We start from the raw sequence: 17,073 nt of genomic DNA, 5'->3' as shown, positions 1-17,073 counted from the left end.
TCCGGATCGACTTGAAAGGTCTTCTCGAAAAGACGCGGCCGCGGGCAAAATAGTTTCAGCGGCCGCGATCCACTATTACTTCATCGCGTCGCAGGCCTTCATCATCGTGTCCTTCTTCATAGAGTCCTTCTCCATGCCGGCATTGTGCATGCAGTCGGCCTTGGTGCTGCCGGTCGCCATGTTGTCCTGCTTCATCGCGTCCTTCGACATCGTATCCTTCGACATGGCGTCCTTAGACATCGCGTCGGTCTTCATGCTGTCTTTCTTCATGGCATCGCTGCTTTGAGCGCTGGCGGCGCCGGCAAGCGACAGGCCGATAACGAAGGTGCAGGCGGCAAGGGTGGAAAGGATCTTGGTCATGAGGGTCTCCTCGGATCGATTGATGTGTCCGCGGCACCCGCCGACGGCTCACAGTGCTGAATTCGATCTTCTTGCGAAGGCAGTTACAGCCTCACGCTTATGTGATAGCGCTGGCCCGTCAGGAGATTTTCGAATCCGCCTGTAACCAAAGCGTCATCCACGCGAATGACATTGCAGACGACATGACGAACGCCCATTCGGAACAAGCCCTGAAGATGCTGATGCTTCTGTCCCTCGACGGGGACGAGGCTGCCTATCGGCGTCTGCTCGGCACGTTGCGACCCCTGCTCGTCGGCTACTACGGCGGGCGTATTGGCACCGCGGCGAAGTCCGACACGGAAGATCTCGTGCAGGAGACGTTGCTGGCGCTGCATGCGCGCCGGGCGACCTATGACAGGGAGCGGCCGTTTACCGCGTGGTTCTTCTCGATTGCCCGCTACAAGCTGATCGACCATCACCGAAAACATGGCGGTCGCTACAAGTCGGAAATGGAGCTTAACGAGGAGATCGAAGGCGACTTCAGGGAGGATGCGATTGCAGCGCGCATGGATGTCGAGCGGCTGTTGAACGGCCTGCCGCAGCACCAGCAGGAACTGATCCGTCAGGTCAAGCTCGAAGGGCAGTCGGTGGCCGATACGGCAAGCCGCACCGGACAGTCGGAATCGGCGGTCAAGGTCGGTGTTCACAGAGGCATCAAGGCGCTGGCGGCAAGATTGCGAGGTGGGACGTGAGAGAAACTGAGGACGTGATCGACATCCTTGTCAGAGATCTGAAGCCGGTACCGAGACATGCGCTGGAACGCCGTTTCGTGCTCGCCGTCCTGCCTGCTTTGGCAGTCTCGCTGCTGCTGATGCTTGTTGTCGCCGGCCTTCGCACAGACATGACGCAGGCGCTGACGCTGCCGGTTTTCTGGATCAAATCCGGCTATAATGCCCTGCTCGCAATCGCCGCCTTCGCCGCCGTTTACCGCCTCTCCCGGCCGGATGGCTCGGAAGGCCGCTTTTTCGGCATTGGCGCTGCAATCGTGCTGGCTCTGGCCGCCATGGCGGTCATCCAGCTCGCTTTGTCGCCGGCATCAAGCTATCCCGTGCTGGTGCTCGGCTCCTCCGCCCTGCATTGCCCGCTGCTGATCCTTGCCTTTGCCATGCCCATCCTGATCGCCAATACATGGGTGCTACGCGGCGCCGCACCAAGCAAGCTTGGGATGACAGGCTTCGTCGCCGGCATTGCAGCAGGCGCATCCGGCGCCTGGGTCTATTCCTGGTTCTGCACCGAAAACGGCCTGCCCTTCGTCGTCCTCTGGTATTCGCTCGGCATCCTGTTAACAGGCGCAATCGGCGCCCTCTTCAGTCGTCGCCTTCTGCGCTGGTAGGACCGGCTGTCGGATTCTTGCGCCCCGATACCACGATGCAATAACCAATTTTTCCGTGAAGGAATCGGAGCGGCGCGCACTAATCCTGCATCCGGCATGAAACCAGATGCAGCATTCCTGCGTACTACCCCTCAGGACAGGCAAACGAAGGCAGCGAGGGGTGATGGCATGGTCAGGAAAGAAGGCATAGCACACATTCCCCGGCAAGCCGCCGAACAAGGGCTGGCCAGGCTGATGATGAGGCTGCCCGCGACGCGGGCAACCATCAGAGCAGCCGCGGCGAGCCGCCCCCATCTTTATGAATTGTGCGGCGCCTATGGCGAGGCCTGCGCCGTCCTTGACCGCATGCGCAGGGAAATCTCCGCCGATCCCGCAATCGTCACCGAATACGAGATCATCTGCGCGGAAATCGAAATCGACGTCACCAGGATCCTGTTCAGCGACCGCTGAGACATGCGCTCTCCTCCTCCATCGCCGCGCCACGGACCGGGCAAGGCGCCGTTTGCTGCCCACATTCCTCTCAGCTCAGCAAGTCATCCACATGGATGGAGATGCTCAGCGTATCCGTGTCGAAATGGTGCGCGGCCCCGTCGGAGATCTTATAGTAAAAAGTCTCGCTCACCTCACCGCTAAGCCCGGCAAGCTTCGTCGCGTCGACCGTGTAGCTATAGTCACCATGATCGTCGACATGGATGGTGCCGTATTGGCCGGTCAGCGTCAGACCGTTCTTGTTGACCAACTCGCCGTCAAAGCGGCGAAGCAGCAGGATCCCATTGGCCGAGCTGTCATTTTCGAGGAGATTGCCATGATGGGCGTCCGCGTCGGCCGAGATTTTCAGGCTGTCATGGGTTGCGACGATCGTCGGGGTTGCGTCCGCATGCGTTGCATCTCCCGCAACGTGACTATCAAGAATCGCAAGCTGGGCCTCTTCGAGCGTCGTGTTGTTGCTGACCGGAAAGGTGTTCGCGGCGATGATGGCCGGGGATATGCTGTAGGGCGTGACATCGCTGGCGATGACATTGTCATGAAAAGAGCCGGATGCAGGCCTGTCGACCTTCAGCGCCGCCTGCGACAGGTCGTCGAAGACATTGCCGTAGATCTCGATACCTTCGCGAACGTAACTGGTGGTGCCGGCAGAGCTGACCGCCACGCCCCATACGCCGTCATGGATATAGTTGCCTGAGATATCGTAGTCCCGCGTATTGCCCTGGTCCCCGAGACCGATGGCATAGGACCAGCTGTACCCGCCATAGCCTGAAATATCATTGTCGTGGATGGCGATATTCGTGCCCGCTTGGGCGCTGATCCCGAAGCCGCCACCAATCAGCGTATTATCCTCGACCACGGCATTCACCGGCCGGATGAGCGCAATGACGCCCTTCGGCGTCGCGGCGCCCGTCTGGTCGAGGTAATTGCCGCTGATCACGATATTGCTGCTGTCGTTCATCTGTACGGCATCTGCCGCGGTGCCGTGGGCGTTGGTGACGGTGTTGTTGAGAAAATTGACGCCGTTGACCTTCTCGATCCAGACGCCGTCACCGTTCACGCCGGTGATCGTGCTGTTTTCGATGGTGATGTTCGAGCCGGTCCTGAACGTGACGGAGCCGGACTTGGTGGAGCTTCCGGTATTTTCCACCTCGACATTGCGGACGGTCCAGTTCGAAACATAGCCGCCATAGATGGCCGCGCCTGCTGTCTCGGAGATCTTGAGGTTCTCGATGACGATATTCGACGCATAGAGGCTGTGAATGCCGTCGCCGGGGCTATGGATAACCGGCGCGTCGCCGACCCCATAGCTGCCGATGGTGATCGGGGCGCTAGCGGTGCCGGAATATTTCAGGTCGAGTTGGTCGTTGAACACGCTTCCGGCGGCGAGCAGCACGCTGTCGCCCGGCTGCAGCTTCAAGTTTTCCACCGCCCAGAACGATGCAAACGGCGTGTCCACGCTCGTTCCATTGTTGCCGTTGGAGCCTATCGCTGGATTCACATAATAGATTGCCATATCGCCTTGTTCTCGAATTGCCGCGCAGCCGTCTGCATCGGCTGCAACGCGTGGATCGGATGCGGTCGGGGTTAAAGGCCATCAAGAGGGCCTTCATATTGCCTTCACGGCGGTTGGCAGACCCTGTGGGCGGCCTGCCTTGGTCCCGAGAAACGCCTGGCGGTGGCGGTATATTAAAGACTACAACTTATAAGAAAATAATCTACAGAACAACGACCGAAAGGTGAATGAACCGTATCGCAGCTCGCGACCAATGGTCACCGGCGCTGACAGTGAACACCCTTTTGCAGGCTTTCCGGTGCATTTGAATGCAGCTGCGGTTCATTATGAGACACCGCGACGTTCCGCGGGCAAGGACGAGGTCCGCATCCTGGAAGGCGCTGCCTCCGCCGATGCACGACCGGGTTGCAGCTGCGGCGAAGGTTGTGCCCGTTCCGTCGTTGCCTGAATCCGATCCCGTGGCAACGAACAGCCGGCAAAAACTTACGGTTGAGCTTGAAAAAACGCGTCCGCGCCCCGCACGGGGGCTGACGGCTGCTTATGAAATCCCGGAAACTTTCCGGGATTTCTCCTTGTGTCATTGCAGCCTCGCACCCTCAGCCCAGCAAGTTATCCATATGGATGTAGACGGTCAGCGTATCGCCGTCGGTATGGTGCGAGTTTCCGTCGTTGATCCCGTAGCTGAAGGACTCGCTCACATGGCCGTCATGGTCGGGAAGCTTCGTTTCATCGAGCGTGTAGGCATAGTTGCCTTCCCGGTCCACGTGGATGACGCCGTAGTCGCCGGTCAGCGTGAGGCCGTGTTTGCCGACGCTTTCGTCGCCGAAGCGGCGCAGAACCAAGGTGTCGTTGTCAGAGCTGTCGTTTTCGAGAAGATTGCCGCGATGGGCCTCGCCCGTATCGCTGAAGATCTTCAAATTGTCATGGACGGCGGCAACCGCCGGATCCGCGGACGCCTCCGTGACTGCGGCAGTCTTGGCAACCGGGCTCGCCAGCACCGTTTCGACATTGGCGACCGTATGGTTGTTGCTGACGGTGAAGGTGTGCGCGTCGACGATGGACGGCGATATGGCGGTGGCCGTGGTGCCGGTCTCGATCGTATTGTTGGTGAAGGAGCCGGAAGCCGGCCTGTCGACCTTCAGCGCCGCCTGCGAGAGGTCGTCGAAGACATTGTCGTGCACCTTGATATTCGTGCGGGTATAGCTGGTGCCGCTGGCGTCGCTGATGGCAACGCCCCATGCGCCGTCATGAATGTGGTTGCCTGAAATATCATAATCCCGCGCATTGCCCTGATCGCCGAGGCCGACGCCGAAGGACCAACTGTAACCGTGAAATCCCGATATGTCGTTGTCGCGAATGGCGACATTCTTGCCGGCCGGCGCGCTGATGCCGAAGCCGCCGCCGGTGAGAACATTGTCCTCGATCACGGCATCGGTGGCCCGCACCAGCGCGATCACGCCCTTGGGGCTATCGGCGTTCGTCTGATCAAGATGGTTGCCCTTGATCAGAATATTGCTGCTGTCGTTCACCTGCACGGCATCGGCGGTCGAGCCGTTCGCGCTGGTCACGGTGTTGTCGAGAAGCTTGACGCCGGCGACCTTTTCGATCCAGAAGCCGTCGCCCTTGACGGCCGTTATCTTGCTGTCTTCGACCGTGACGTTCGTGCTGCTCCGGAAGGTGACGGCGCCGGCATTTTCCGACATGCCTGTCTTGGCGATCTCGACATTGCGGACCGTCCAGTTCGTGACACTGCCGCCATAAATGCCGGCGGTCCCGGTATTCGATATTTTGAGGTTCTCGATGACGATGTTCGAGGCATAGAGACTGTGAATGCCGTCGCCGCCGCTGTGGATGACGGGCGCTGCCCCCGTCCCGTAACTGCCGATCTTGATCGGCGCGCTTTCGGTGCCGGAATATTTGATATCAAACTGCTCGTTGAACACGCTCCCCTTGGCAAGAAGCACGCTGTCGCCCGGTTTCAGTTTCAAGGATTCCACTTTGGACAAAGTCGCAAAAGCCGAGTTCTGGCCCGTTCCGTTGTTGCGGTCGGAGCCAGTCGCTGAGTTCACATAGTAGATTGTCATATCGCCAATGTTGCCCTGTTCGTCGGATCGCTAAGTCGCCACGAAGATCGACCGGGATCGGCCGATCGAGCGCGGCGGGGGGCAACCGTCCACGGCAAGAAGGCGATAAGATGTTGTCAATGGGGCAACTGGCCGGTTCACGGGCCGTATTCCACAGGCAATGGCCTGGGCGCCGCATAGATGGCCGAAAGCTGCAACTTCGGCCTGGAAAACAACGACTTCGAGGCGAATAAATCGGGGACCTGCTGCGCGGGACTTATGTTAGCTCAAGCTGTTTAACATGCGATTCGTGGCTTCGCTTACGCGCAGCGTATTCGCTCCTCACCCCCTCGCCTGCAAAGCCGCCCTCAACGGCAGCCGCGTCGCCGCCAGCGCCGGCAAGGCTCCGCCGACAATCCCGATCGCAAGTCCCAGCAGGCCCGCGGTGAGGACGACGTCGCTGGTGACGTCGAGCTGGAAGGCCATCTTGGTATTGTTGGCGCCCATTGTGCTTGCCCGCCAGCCGTCGAAGGCGAGCCGCGAGGCGAGGATGCCGACGACCGCGCCCACCGACGACAGCAGCACCGCCTCGACCCAGGTCGCAGCGAAGGCCGGCACGCGGGCGAAGCCGATCATGCGCAGCGTGGCGATCTCGACGGTGCGGTCGGAAACCGAACTCATCATCGTGTTCAGCGCCCCAGCCGTGGCACCGACCGCCATTAATAGCGCAATCGGCCAGCCGAACAGGCGAATGAGGCTCTCGGTACGCTCCGCCTGCCCGGCATAGAGATCGGCTTCGGAGACTGAGGTAAGTGGGGCGCCGGGAACCGCAGAAAGGCGCGCGCGCAACGTCGTCAGCGGAAGAGCGGGATCGCCTCGCCCGTCGAGGCGCACGCGCAGGCTCTGCACCTGCCCCTGCCGGTCGAAAGCCGATTGCACCGCCTCCAGATCCGCCCAGATCTCGGATTCGAAGGCGCTGCCGCCGGAGGTGAAATGCCCCACGACAGTCCATTCGACCGGGCCGAGCCGCACCCTGTCGCCGACCGCAAAGCCGGAGAATTCGTCGGCGATACGGGCGCCGACGACGATTTCGCGGGCGCCCTGGGAAAACAGCCGCCCCTGCGAAAGCGCCGCACGATCGCGCAAGCCGGGCCCCAGCGGGTCCATGCCTCTCAGCGACAGCGTCTGCTCCGCGCCGTCACCTTGCCTGACGACATCGACGGGAACGACGATCTCGCGCGACAGCGCCAGCCCGCCCGCGCCATCCCGCACCACGCCGATATCACCGGTCATGGCGGCAAGGCTGCGGATCGCCTCGGCAGGTACGTCAGAGCCGATCTCCTGGTTGGTCCCGCCGCCGAGAATGACGGCGATGCCAGGCGAGCCGGCGCCGGCAAGCGCGGCTTCAAATCCCCGCGCCATGGCGAGAAATCCTGCGAGCACCGCCACCACGAGAGCGACCGAGAGCACCATCGACAGCGAGATCCAGAGCCGCCGCGGCAGGCTGCCGAGGTTGATTCTGATCATGAGAAAGGTCTGCTTGAGCACTGATGACATTGGACTATCTCGATCTGATGGCATTGACGATGGGCAGGCGCATGGCGTTCCAGGCGGGCAGCAGCCCAGTCAGGAGGCCGAGACCCGCAATGATGGCGAGGGATTTCGACAGCACCGACAGACTGAAGACGAGGCCGAATTCAGGCCCGATCAACAGTGTCGCAAGCTTGGCAAGAAAGAGCCCGGCCGCCCCACCGGCGGCAAAGATGAACAGCGTCTCGCCGAGCACCAGCGTCATGATCCGGTCTTGGGAAAAGCCCAACACCTTCATCACGCCGATCTCGAAGCTGCGTTCCCTCACGGCAAAGAGCATGGTGTTCACCGTGATCATCAGGATGGTCACGAAAGCCGCGCCGACGACGAGGCCGACAATCAGGCCGACATCGGCGAACTGCCGCAGGAAGCCTTCGAGGAACTGCTTTTCCGATTGCGTCCGCGTCTGTGCCGCCGAATTGGTAAACAGCGCATCGATCCGCGCCGCCAGCACGCCGGATGATACTCCCTCGCGCGGGCGCACCACGAAGGTGTCGACCGTATCCTTGTCTCGCGCCCGGGCCTCATTGATCGTGTCGTAACGGGCCAGCATGAAATAGGTGTCGGTGCTGGCATTAGCTCCCTCGAAGATGCCTGATATCACGAAGCGCCAGTCGCGGCTGCCGTCGGCCCTCATCAACTGGCTGGTGACGCCGATGCGCTGGCCGACCGACCAACCCTGAGCCTCCGCCAACGCTTTGCCGACGAGCACCCGGTCACGGCCCTCTTCGAGTGCTGCGATCAGATCAGGCGTCAGTCCAAGCTCATCGCCATTGGCAGCGGCGATCGCGCGCGGATCGACCGCGCTGGTCATCACGATATTCTTCTCGACCTCGACGAACCCACGCATCCGCGCGGTATAGGCAACGGCGGCGACATCAGCGTCCGCAGCGATCCGGTTGAGATAGGCGAGCGGCAGCGGCAACCCACGGCCCGACTTGTTGAAGACGCCGAGCAGGTTGTCGCTGGCGCCCGCCGCCCCTTGGCTGCCGCCGAGGAAGCTGGCGGTCAGGGCGTAAATCAGGAAGGCGACGCCGACCGAGAACATCAGCAGTGTCGCCCTCAGCCGCTTGCGCCAGGCATTGCGCCGCATGAGCTGGAAGAAAGTCATTGGCCCCTCCCTTGCTGCTCGACGAATTCGCCCTTGTTGAGATGCAATGTGCGCCGGGCAAAGGCGGCGGCCTCGGGATCATGCGTGACCATGATGATCGTCTTCTGAAGCTCACGATTGAGAAAGCCCAGCATCTCCAGGATATCGTTGGCCGATTTCCGGTCGAGATCGCCGGTCGGTTCATCGCAGAGCAGAAGGTCGGGATCACCGACGATGGCGCGCGCAATGCCGACGCGCTGCTGCTGCCCGCCGGACATGCTCGACGGAAACTGCCGCTGCCGGCCCGCAAGCCCGACGAGATCCATGACGGTCTCGACGCGGGCGCGCCGCTCCTTTCGCCCGAGCGGCTTCAAAAGCAGCGGCAGCTCGATATTCTCGCTCGCATTCAGCATCGGCAGCAGATTGTAGAACTGGAAGACGATGCCCATGCCATGCGCCCGCCATGCGGCTCTGGCGCCCTCACCCATCTGTTCGAGATGACTGCGGCCGATCCTGATCTCCCCGGCATCAGGGCTGTCGAGGCCGCCCAACATGTTGAGCAGCGTCGATTTCCCCGAGCCCGATGGTCCCATGACGGCGACGAAATCGCCGCGCGCAATGGAAAGGTCGAGCCCGGAAAAGATCGGGATCGTCTCCGCACCGATCCTGAATGCCTTCTGGACGCCGCGAAGCGCGATATAGGGTTCTTGCTTATCGTTCATCGCTCTGCTCCTTGCTGATGATCTGTGATATCCGCGGCCTGCGGCCGAACGGTCGCAGCTCCGCCCGCCTGCGGACCGGAAGCTGTTGACTCATCCACCACAAGGCGGATGCGCGCGGCCATCGCAGGGCGCATGCCCGGCGGCGACGAAGACAGCGACAGGCGAAGCGTCACCGTTCCCTTCTCCCGCGAAATCATGGGCTCGATCTTCGACACTACGACCGCAAAGGGCCGATCCGGAAAGCCGTCGAGGACCGCCTCACCGGATAGGCCTGGCCGCATCTGCGCGATGTTGGTCTCCGCCACATCGGCATCAATGGCCATGTTTGCCGTGTCGGTAATCACAAGCAGGCTTTCATTCTCCCGCACGCCCTCGCGCGACAGCACGGTGTCGCCGGCATGCGCGGTAAGCCGCGTGACGGTGCCCGATATCGGCGCCCGGACGGTCAGCGCCTCCACCTGCTCGCGCGCCCTGTCGATATCGAGATCCGCCTTGGCCACATTCTGCCGTGCCTGCAGGGCAGCATTCTCGGCAGTGTCGAAAGCCGTCCTTGCCTCCTCCAGCGTCTGCGCCGACATGGCATCGCGCCCGGCCAGCCGCTCGATGCGCGTCAGGGAAGACCGCGCCTGCGCGAGATCGATATTCTTTGCATCAAGCGCCAGTGCCGCCGCCTGCCGGGCGATCTCGGCCCCCCGAAGCGCAAAGCGGGCGCCTGCATCGTCGAGCCGCACCAGCACCTGCCCCGCCGCGACCCTGTCACCCGCCTCGACCTCGACGGCGACGATCCGGCCTTCATATTTGGAAAAGACGGTCGCGGCATCGGGCGCCACGACATAGCCGGAGCCGGTGACCTCCCGGGCCGGCAAGGCCCGAACCGCCGGTGCGTCAGCAACAGCCCGCATCCGCTCGGCAGCGGCACCCTCGGCAGGCCCTTGCGTTCCGCCTATTGGTGTCGTCGCCCCGCGCTGAACCGCGAGGCCTGCAAGCACCGTTTCGATGCGCTGCAGCATCTCGGGCCGAGAGAAAAGAACCACCGCGAGCGATGCCGTCGCGGCAAGCGCAAGCATAGCAAGTGGCATCACGCGCCGCCGGGCTTCACGCTCCGGCGGCTCTGTCTTGAAGGCCGCGGGTTCGATCGAAAGCGATCTCAGCTTGGCGGCAAGGTTTCGGTCATGTTCTGATGTCGTGTTCATGCCGACAGAATGGTCGCCGGCTGCAAAACCGCGACCTCGAACACGTTTCCGGCAGTCCTCGATCGCGATTGTGTACGTGGCGTATCTCAGGACGAGGCCGGAGAGCCTCCCACCCCACCCTTCCTCTGCCGCCAGGCAAGCGGTGTCATATCCGTAACCCGGCGGAATTCGCGGTTGAAGTTGGATTTCGTCTGGAAGCCCACCTCGAACATCACCTCGGTCACCGATTTTTCGGTGCCGGCAAGCAGCCGGCAGGCATCGCCGATCCTGTAATCATTGACATATTGCGAAACGTTCTTGTCCATCGCCCGGTTGATCGCCGCCGAGATCTGGCGCGCGGGAATGCCCGCCTTGCGAGCCAGCCGGTCGAGATTGAGATTGGCGTCGCGATAGAGTTTTCTTGCTTCCATCAGCGCATCGACCGTGGCGATGGTCTCCTTGTCCTCGGTCGTTTCGGACTTCAACCCCATCTCTACCGTCTCGGCCGGCGCCCGGCTTCGGCTGGCCGCCGCCGCCGCAATGCCGAGGATGACGAGGACGGCGAGATTGCTGACGCTGATTAGCGTCACCGCATGCTCGCCATGTGCCCAAGTGAAGTCGAGAAACACGAAAATATCGACTGCCGCCGACAGGCACAGCGCCACCGCCGCGAAGATGATCGCCCGATAGGCCGGCACCGCCCCCTCAAAGGGCGCAAGCCGAAGCGCATCCGCGCCCGGCCGCATCAGAAGCAGGATGGCCAAGGCATACCCGATGAAAACAAGCACCAGCGCGATATCGATCGCCTCCCGCCGGAAGGTGATCAATAAGAGGATGACGACGGCCGGCGCTGCATGCAGCGCAATCCGCTGCGACAGCGACCGGCGGCTCGTCCGCACCAGCCTGGATACTCCGGCATAGGCAAGCGGCGGCACCATCGCCGCGATGACAGGCGCGATCATACCCACCGCCTTCACTCCGTAGCCCCAGCGCAAGCCGGAGAGGATGGACAGCAAGACGCTCAGGAGGATCAGTGCCAGAAATGGCCGGTTCGGCGCCGCCTCCTCGTCGCGCTTGAGCACGGTAACGAAAAGGACCAGCAGCAGAAGAGCAACGACGAAGGGAAGCGGAATGAACAGCATGGCCTGGTGGGATCGGAGTGACGAATAGATGCCATCATTGCCGAGATCCTCACTCGGCGCGACCTCCATCGTGTTTTAGGACGCGTTTTAGGCTGGGATTTTTGATGGCCGGCGCGGGGCCGACCAGAGGATCGGCCCCGACATTCAGCCTACCAGCCGCCGTTCAACCGCTCGAACATCGCTTCGCCATGCTTGCGCGTGTGGACGGCGGTGCCGACCAGCAGTTCGTCCTGGTCATTCTCCAACTGGGCAAGTGCGTCCGTGGCGAATTCCTCCGGCGACATCATGTATTGCCGCTCGGCACCCCCGGCGCGGACGCCGCCGCCAAGGTTCGTGTCGACCATCGGCGGGATCATCTCGACCACCCGCACGCCCGTCGCCTTCAACTGGTGGCGAAGCGACAGCGTGAAGGAATGGAGGGCGGCCTTGGTCGCACAATAGACGGGAATGTCGGCCTTCGGCGTAAACGCCAGTCCCGAGGTGACGTTGACGATGACGGCGCTGGGTTGCCGCTTCAGCATCGGCAGCAGCTCGCCGATCAGTTGGATCGGCGCGGCAAGGTTGATGGCTATCTCCTGGTCGAGATCGGCCACGGCCTGATCATCGTCGAAATGCCTGACGTACTGCACCCCGGCATTGTTGATCAGCATGTTGAGGTCGGGATGGTTGTTTTCCAGCCAGCCCGACAGGCTGTCACGATTGTCGAGATCGGTGACGTCGCAGACCCGCGTTATCAGAGCAGGCACGGCCGCCTGCGCCCTGTCCAGCGCCTCCCTGCTCCTGCCGCAGATGATGACGCGATTTTTCCGTTCGGAAAGTTGCTTGGCAAGCGCCAGCCCGATGCCGCTTGCGCCGCCGGTGATGAGAATGGTGTTGTCCGTCAGTTTCAAGTCGAACGTCCTTCTATGTTGACATGAAGGTGCGCCGACAAAGGTTTCAGAGTTCCCGACGGACACACCTGCGAGACCGGCAAGCCGGCTGCGGTGTCGCGGTTACCCTGAAAGGAGGAGTTGCCGCCCGATGGGCGACGGCCGGGCTACCATCCGACCAGCACTCTTTCGACGGAATTTTTATAAGGCAGATTTTGCTTCGATGGCAAGTGGCGACGATGGCTGTGCCGAACTGCTGCGCTCAGCCGCATCCCTGCCCTCCAGCCTCATCCAGACGTGTCGTCCAAGGAGTCCAGGAACGCGAGCACTCGGCTGGTGAGGAGCGCGGTCGCATCCGCGTCATAGGATGGAAGCGAGCTGTCGGCGAAGTAGTGCTGATCGCCGGGGTAGAGGAAAAGCTCCGCCTTCTCGACCTTTTCCACAATCTCGCGGGCGGCGTCGATATCGCCCTCGCCTGCGAAAATCGGGTCGTTGTCCATACCGTGGATCTGCACCGCGACGCCGTCCGGCCATGGTCCGAAGGCCCACTCGCCGCTGATCGGCAGGCAGGAGTAGAAGAGGAGCGCCCCACAGGCCCCAGGCCGCGTTTGCGCCAGCTTCTGCGCCGGCAGCACACCGAATGAGAACCCGCCATAGACGAGCTCGACCGGCAGTTCGTCGGCGAGGCGGACGCCACGCTCCCTGACAGCGTCGAATCCGATTTCACCGATATAGGCGAGGCCTTCTTCGATGCTGGGGAATGTACGCCCGTCGAACAGATCAGGCGTATGCACGATGTGGCCGGCTGCCCTCAAAGCGTCGGCGAACGCATGCACACCCGGGGTCAGCCCCTGTGCGTGGTGGAATAACAAGACCTCAGCCATACGAAGCCTCCGGATGGGATGATCGGGCGCACATTCGGCAACTCTACCGGGTCATCGCCTCGTCGGGAAGACGTCAGTCGCAGGCCAGTGCCATACTCTAGGTGTGGCAGCAGGAATCGTGCCCGCTGTCATCGGGTGAAGGCTGCAGGCGATTGTCGACACTCTCCTCGTTTCCACCAGGCGGCAGGTCCATGGCGATGTTGGATGCGAAAAAGCCGTTCGGTTTCAGTGTGAAGCCTGCATATTCCACCGGCATGATCGGAAAATCCTCGGGCTTGCAGACATGGGTATGGCCGAAGCAATGCCAGAGCACGATATCGGCATTCTCGATTTCGCGGTTCTGCTTGACATAACCCGGCAGGCCGTCGCCGCCGGCATGCACGTTCGGATAATCGCCGCTCGCATATTTCTCCCTGGCATCGAAGGCCGTGACCCAGATGTGTTTCTTGGCGAAGCCGCCGCGCTGGGCAACGGTCGAATCCGGCTGGGCAAGCATGACCGGTGACGGCATGACGATGATCTTGTAGCCCGGCGTTTTGCCGACGCTGTTCTGCATGTTGGGGTTGGAGACTTTCCAGTAGCGGCCGGTCTCGCCATTGGCGAGTGCAGGCGAATCGAGTTCGCGCTTCAACACGCGAGTCCTGGTATCGAAGACATTGCCATAGGGATTGTCCTCACCCCAGGGACGCGGCACGAACTCATGCTCGGTCACAGTGTTACCACCGCCATCGACATCCATATGCAGGCGCGCATTGAAGAAATGCTGGTGGGTCGGACCGCCGAGATTGTCATCGACCATGCCGCCCCACGGATAGGTTTCGCCGGTCGCGACTGCCGCCGTCTGGATGATGCCGGTGAGCTTGGCTTCGAGCTGGATCGTGCCGTCCTGGTAGAGATACCAGTAGAAGCCGTAATCATAATTGCCGACGGTTGCGAAGAAGGAGATGACGAGGCGGCGGGAGCGGCGCACTTCGAAAATACCGTTGCGAAATTCGTAATGCTTCCAGAGGATTCCGTAATCCTCCTCATGCATGCAGATAGCGTTCTTCATGATGAAAGGTTGGCCGAAATCATCGGCCGCCGGCACGTCGAAATAGTGAATATGGCCGAGGCAGTCGCAGCCGAGTTCGAGGCAATTGGCCAGGCGCCCGAGGCCATATTCGCCGGCATCGAAAGCGCTCTTCCAATAATGGTTCGCAGTCGGATCGGCATAGGGAACGACCATTTCGGTGACGCTGGCGCGAAAGACGACAGGCCGCAGCCTGCCCTGATCCCTGATGCCGAGTTCATGCAGAACGAGGCCTTCGCGCGGGGTGAAACCGACACGGAAACTCCAGTTCTGCCATTCGACTTTCCAGCCGTCGACAGCAAAGCTCGGCCCTTGCGGCTGAACGATATGCAGCGGCTTGAGATCGGGTCGGAGTTCCGGGAAGGTTTCGCGGCCATAATTGCGCTTCTTCCGTGGAACCGGAATGATCTTTTCATCGTCGACGAGATCGACCACTCGGTTGGTGATCAGGTCGACCACCGCCACCACACCCTCGATCGGATGCGCATAGCCGTTGTCGCGGATATCCTCGCGCCAATAGGACACGGCGCGGACGATGCGCTTTCCCTTCTCGAATTCGCGGCCAAAATAACCCGAGGAAAAAGGATCGATCTGGATGAGCGGAATATCCTCGTCGGTAATGCCGCGCTTCTTGACGGCAGCGATCCAACGCGGATCGGATTTGACGGTGCCCTCAACGGTTTCGAATTCGCACAACATGACCGGCGGCTGGCCATAGGGCAGTTCGTCAAGGGGCAGTCTTGAATAGGAGGACACTTTGCCGGCGGTCAGATCGACGATGCCCTCGAAGGTCTCGCCGTTGCTGATATCCATGGCCAGAATGAAGGCGAGACGCGGCAGACTGTTGCCCAAGCGATAAGTGGCAAGATCCGTCTTGGTCGGCTCCTCCAGCCGGGTTATCGGAAAGCGGAAGGTGGCCGCGAGTTTCTGCGTATCCTTGAGGATGGCAACGGCAGAAGCGATCTCGGCCAGGCTCAGGGGATCGAGCGGATGGGTGACTGCGACAACGGCGTCCATGGACATACCTCTTTGATTTGGGCCTCTTTGATTTTGGGCCTCTTGGCTTCCGGAAAGACGACGCACCATCGCGCGTCGCAAGCTGTGCGGTGATCAGGATCGACCGGAGCAGATCTGCGTCTCGATCGTCATTGCCTCTGCGTGAATGCAAAACACCGAGCAGAAGACATGCGCCTCAACGGCAACCAGCAAAGTCGCGCCGGTAAGGATCGCGCTCGCGAGAGCCAGAAAGCGATCGACGGGTGCAAGTTCGGCAATGGCACTCATTCGAAGACCTTTCCGAGTGAGGCGTAGAGAGCGGGCTTGGACTTCTTGACTTGGATCGCAAACAGCGCACCGAGAATGCCCACCAGTACCATGACATAGGGGAAAGCCTTGACGATCGGGCTTTCGCTGCCGGAAAGCAGGGAAAGATTGGAACTGACCAGCACCAGCGAACCCATCAGGCCGAGCAGCGCCAGCGCCGGAGCGATCATCGTGGTCCAGGCGCTGTAGCTGTTCGGCGTCTTGCGGAAGAACATGATGATCGCGACGGAGACCAGCACCTGCACCAGCAGGATACCGATCCCTGCAAGCGCTGCCATCCACGAGAACACGACGGTGTAGGGATCGGCGCCGAAGATGACGAACAGGGCAAGGACGACGGCCGCGATCAGACTTTGCAGCAGACCCGCAGCATAGGGTGAGCCATGCTTGGCGTGAACTTTGCCAAGCACCTTGGCGGCCAGGCCTTCCCGGCCGAGGGCGAAGAAATAGCGGTTGAGCGTATTGTGGAAGGACAGGATGCAGGCAAACAGGCTGGTGATTAGCAGCACGTTCATCACCTGGCTCGACCATGCGCCGAGCACGGAATTGGCGGCAGCGAAGTAGAAGCTGTCGAGGCCGGCAGCAGCAGAGGCCTGCACATTGCCCGGACCGTAGAATTGCACGATGGCCCAGGTGGAGAAGGCATAGAAGAGGGTGATGAGCAGCACGGCAACATAGGTGGCGCGGGGGATGGTCTTTTCCGGATTTTCGGCTTCCTCGCCGAAAATGGCCGTGGCTTCGAAGCCGATGAAGGAACCGATGACGAAAACCAGCGCCACACCAAGACCTGGCGTAAAGACCTGCGATGGAGCGAAGGAGGAGAAGGTGATGCCTTCCGGTCCGCCGCCTGAAAAGACGATGGCAAGATCGAGAACCAGCAATATGGCGATTTCGGCAATCATGCAGACGCCAAGGATCGCGCCTGAGAAGGCGATGTTGCGCTGACCGCAGACCAGCACGACGACGAGTGCCGCGAAGGCCCAGGCCCACCACGGCAGAACCAGCCCAAGCGGCGCCATGGCGTTGGCCACGAAGAAGCCGAACAGGCCATAGATGGCGATCTGAACCGCGCTATAGGTGACCAGCGCCATGAAGGCGCCACCCACGCCGGCCGGCTTGCCGATGCCATGGGTGATATAGGTGTAGAAGGCCCCCGCCCCGCCCACATGCCGGCTCATGGCGGTGAAGCCGACCGAGAAGAGCAGGTAGAGCAGGCCGGCGAGCACGAAAGCGCCGGGAACGCCTGCGCCATTGCCAAAGGCAAAGGCGGCCGGTGAAGCGCCGACGACGGCCGTGAGCGGCGCGGCTGCGGCAACGACGAAGAACACGATATGGGCAAGCCCCACCGAGTCCTTGGCCAGGCAACGCTCCGGCGATGATGGTGCGGGCATGCTTGCTTCCAATGTCATGGAGAA

16 protein-coding genes are annotated in these 17,073 nt (G+C 61.4%); 3 read left to right on the top strand and 13 right to left on the bottom strand.

The window, feature by feature from the left end; all coding sequences use genetic code 11:
* Positions 1 to 75: 75 nt before the first annotated feature.
* Complete coding sequence (locus FHT69_RS04325) at positions 76 to 360, bottom strand: pentapeptide MXKDX repeat protein (protein WP_047610538.1); 285 nt, start codon at positions 358 to 360, stop codon at positions 76 to 78.
* 182 nt (positions 361 to 542) lie between these two features.
* Between FHT69_RS04325 and FHT69_RS04320 the strand changes: the two genes are divergently transcribed.
* From FHT69_RS04320 to FHT69_RS04310, 3 genes are all read left to right on the top strand, one after another.
* A complete protein-coding gene (locus tag FHT69_RS04320) occupies positions 543 to 1,091 on the top strand; it encodes a sigma-70 family RNA polymerase sigma factor (RefSeq protein ID WP_047610540.1) in 549 nt (182 codons plus the stop codon).
* A complete protein-coding gene (locus FHT69_RS04315; protein ID WP_183904962.1) occupies positions 1,088 to 1,732 on the top strand; it encodes an NrsF family protein in 645 nt (214 codons plus the stop codon). Before FHT69_RS04320 ends, FHT69_RS04315 begins: the two co-directional genes overlap by 4 nt.
* A 168-nt stretch (positions 1,733 to 1,900) precedes the next feature.
* Entirely contained in the window at positions 1,901 to 2,182 is a 282-nt protein-coding gene (locus FHT69_RS04310) for a hypothetical protein (protein WP_047610543.1), read from the top strand.
* Positions 2,183 to 2,252: 70 nt separating this feature from the next.
* Here the strand turns inward: FHT69_RS04310 and FHT69_RS04305 are convergent, their stop codons facing one another.
* The 12 genes from FHT69_RS04305 to FHT69_RS04250 all read right to left on the bottom strand — a co-directional run bounded on the left by FHT69_RS04305 (position 2,253) and on the right by FHT69_RS04250 (position 17,067).
* A complete protein-coding gene (locus FHT69_RS04305; RefSeq protein WP_047610545.1) occupies positions 2,253 to 3,734 on the bottom strand; it encodes a right-handed parallel beta-helix repeat-containing protein in 1,482 nt (493 codons plus the stop codon).
* Positions 3,735 to 4,330: 596 nt separating this feature from the next.
* Positions 4,331 to 5,818 (bottom strand): right-handed parallel beta-helix repeat-containing protein, encoded by a 1,488-nt coding sequence (locus FHT69_RS04300; protein ID WP_168333155.1) that lies wholly within the window; start codon positions 5,816 to 5,818, stop codon positions 4,331 to 4,333.
* A 321-nt stretch (positions 5,819 to 6,139) separates the two neighbouring features.
* Complete coding sequence (locus tag FHT69_RS04295) at positions 6,140 to 7,354, bottom strand: ABC transporter permease (protein WP_168333156.1); 1,215 nt, start codon at positions 7,352 to 7,354, stop codon at positions 6,140 to 6,142.
* Positions 7,355 to 7,358: 4 nt separating this feature from the next.
* Complete coding sequence (locus tag FHT69_RS04290) at positions 7,359 to 8,498, bottom strand: ABC transporter permease (RefSeq protein ID WP_168333157.1); 1,140 nt, start codon at positions 8,496 to 8,498, stop codon at positions 7,359 to 7,361.
* Entirely contained in the window at positions 8,495 to 9,199 is a 705-nt protein-coding gene (locus FHT69_RS04285; RefSeq protein WP_168333158.1) for an ABC transporter ATP-binding protein, read from the bottom strand. The genes FHT69_RS04290 and FHT69_RS04285 overlap by 4 nt, the downstream gene beginning before the upstream one ends.
* A complete protein-coding gene (locus FHT69_RS04280) occupies positions 9,196 to 10,392 on the bottom strand; it encodes an efflux RND transporter periplasmic adaptor subunit (protein WP_246780692.1) in 1,197 nt (398 codons plus the stop codon). The genes FHT69_RS04285 and FHT69_RS04280 overlap by 4 nt, the downstream gene beginning before the upstream one ends.
* Positions 10,393 to 10,478: 86 nt before the next feature.
* The gene (locus FHT69_RS04275; protein ID WP_183904961.1) at positions 10,479 to 11,582 is read right to left on the bottom strand and encodes an AraC family transcriptional regulator; all 1,104 of its coding nucleotides are present in this window, start codon (positions 11,580 to 11,582) and stop codon (positions 10,479 to 10,481) included.
* An 80-nt stretch (positions 11,583 to 11,662) separates the two neighbouring features.
* On the bottom strand, positions 11,663 to 12,403 hold the full coding sequence (locus tag FHT69_RS04270) for an SDR family oxidoreductase (protein WP_183904960.1): 741 nt from the start codon (positions 12,401 to 12,403) through the stop codon (positions 11,663 to 11,665).
* A gap of 266 nt (positions 12,404 to 12,669) precedes the next feature.
* On the bottom strand, positions 12,670 to 13,266 hold the full coding sequence (locus FHT69_RS04265) for a dienelactone hydrolase family protein (protein WP_063475148.1): 597 nt from the start codon (positions 13,264 to 13,266) through the stop codon (positions 12,670 to 12,672).
* Positions 13,267 to 13,363: 97 nt separating this feature from the next.
* Entirely contained in the window at positions 13,364 to 15,352 is a 1,989-nt protein-coding gene (locus tag FHT69_RS04260) for a primary-amine oxidase (protein ID WP_183904959.1), read from the bottom strand.
* Positions 15,353 to 15,445: 93 nt separating this feature from the next.
* A complete protein-coding gene (locus tag FHT69_RS04255; protein ID WP_164735912.1) occupies positions 15,446 to 15,619 on the bottom strand; it encodes a hypothetical protein in 174 nt (57 codons plus the stop codon).
* The gene (locus FHT69_RS04250) at positions 15,616 to 17,067 is read right to left on the bottom strand and encodes an APC family permease (protein ID WP_183904958.1); all 1,452 of its coding nucleotides are present in this window, start codon (positions 17,065 to 17,067) and stop codon (positions 15,616 to 15,618) included. The genes FHT69_RS04255 and FHT69_RS04250 overlap by 4 nt, the downstream gene beginning before the upstream one ends.
* Positions 17,068 to 17,073 lie beyond the last annotated feature (6 nt).

Origin of the sequence: Rhizobium sp. BK008, from assembly GCF_014197345.1 — a bacterium.
GTDB classification, from domain to species: domain Bacteria; phylum Pseudomonadota; class Alphaproteobacteria; order Rhizobiales; family Rhizobiaceae; genus Rhizobium; species Rhizobium anhuiense.
Note: the sequence above shows the minus strand (reverse complement) of the source record. Positions and strands in the feature narration are given on the sequence as shown.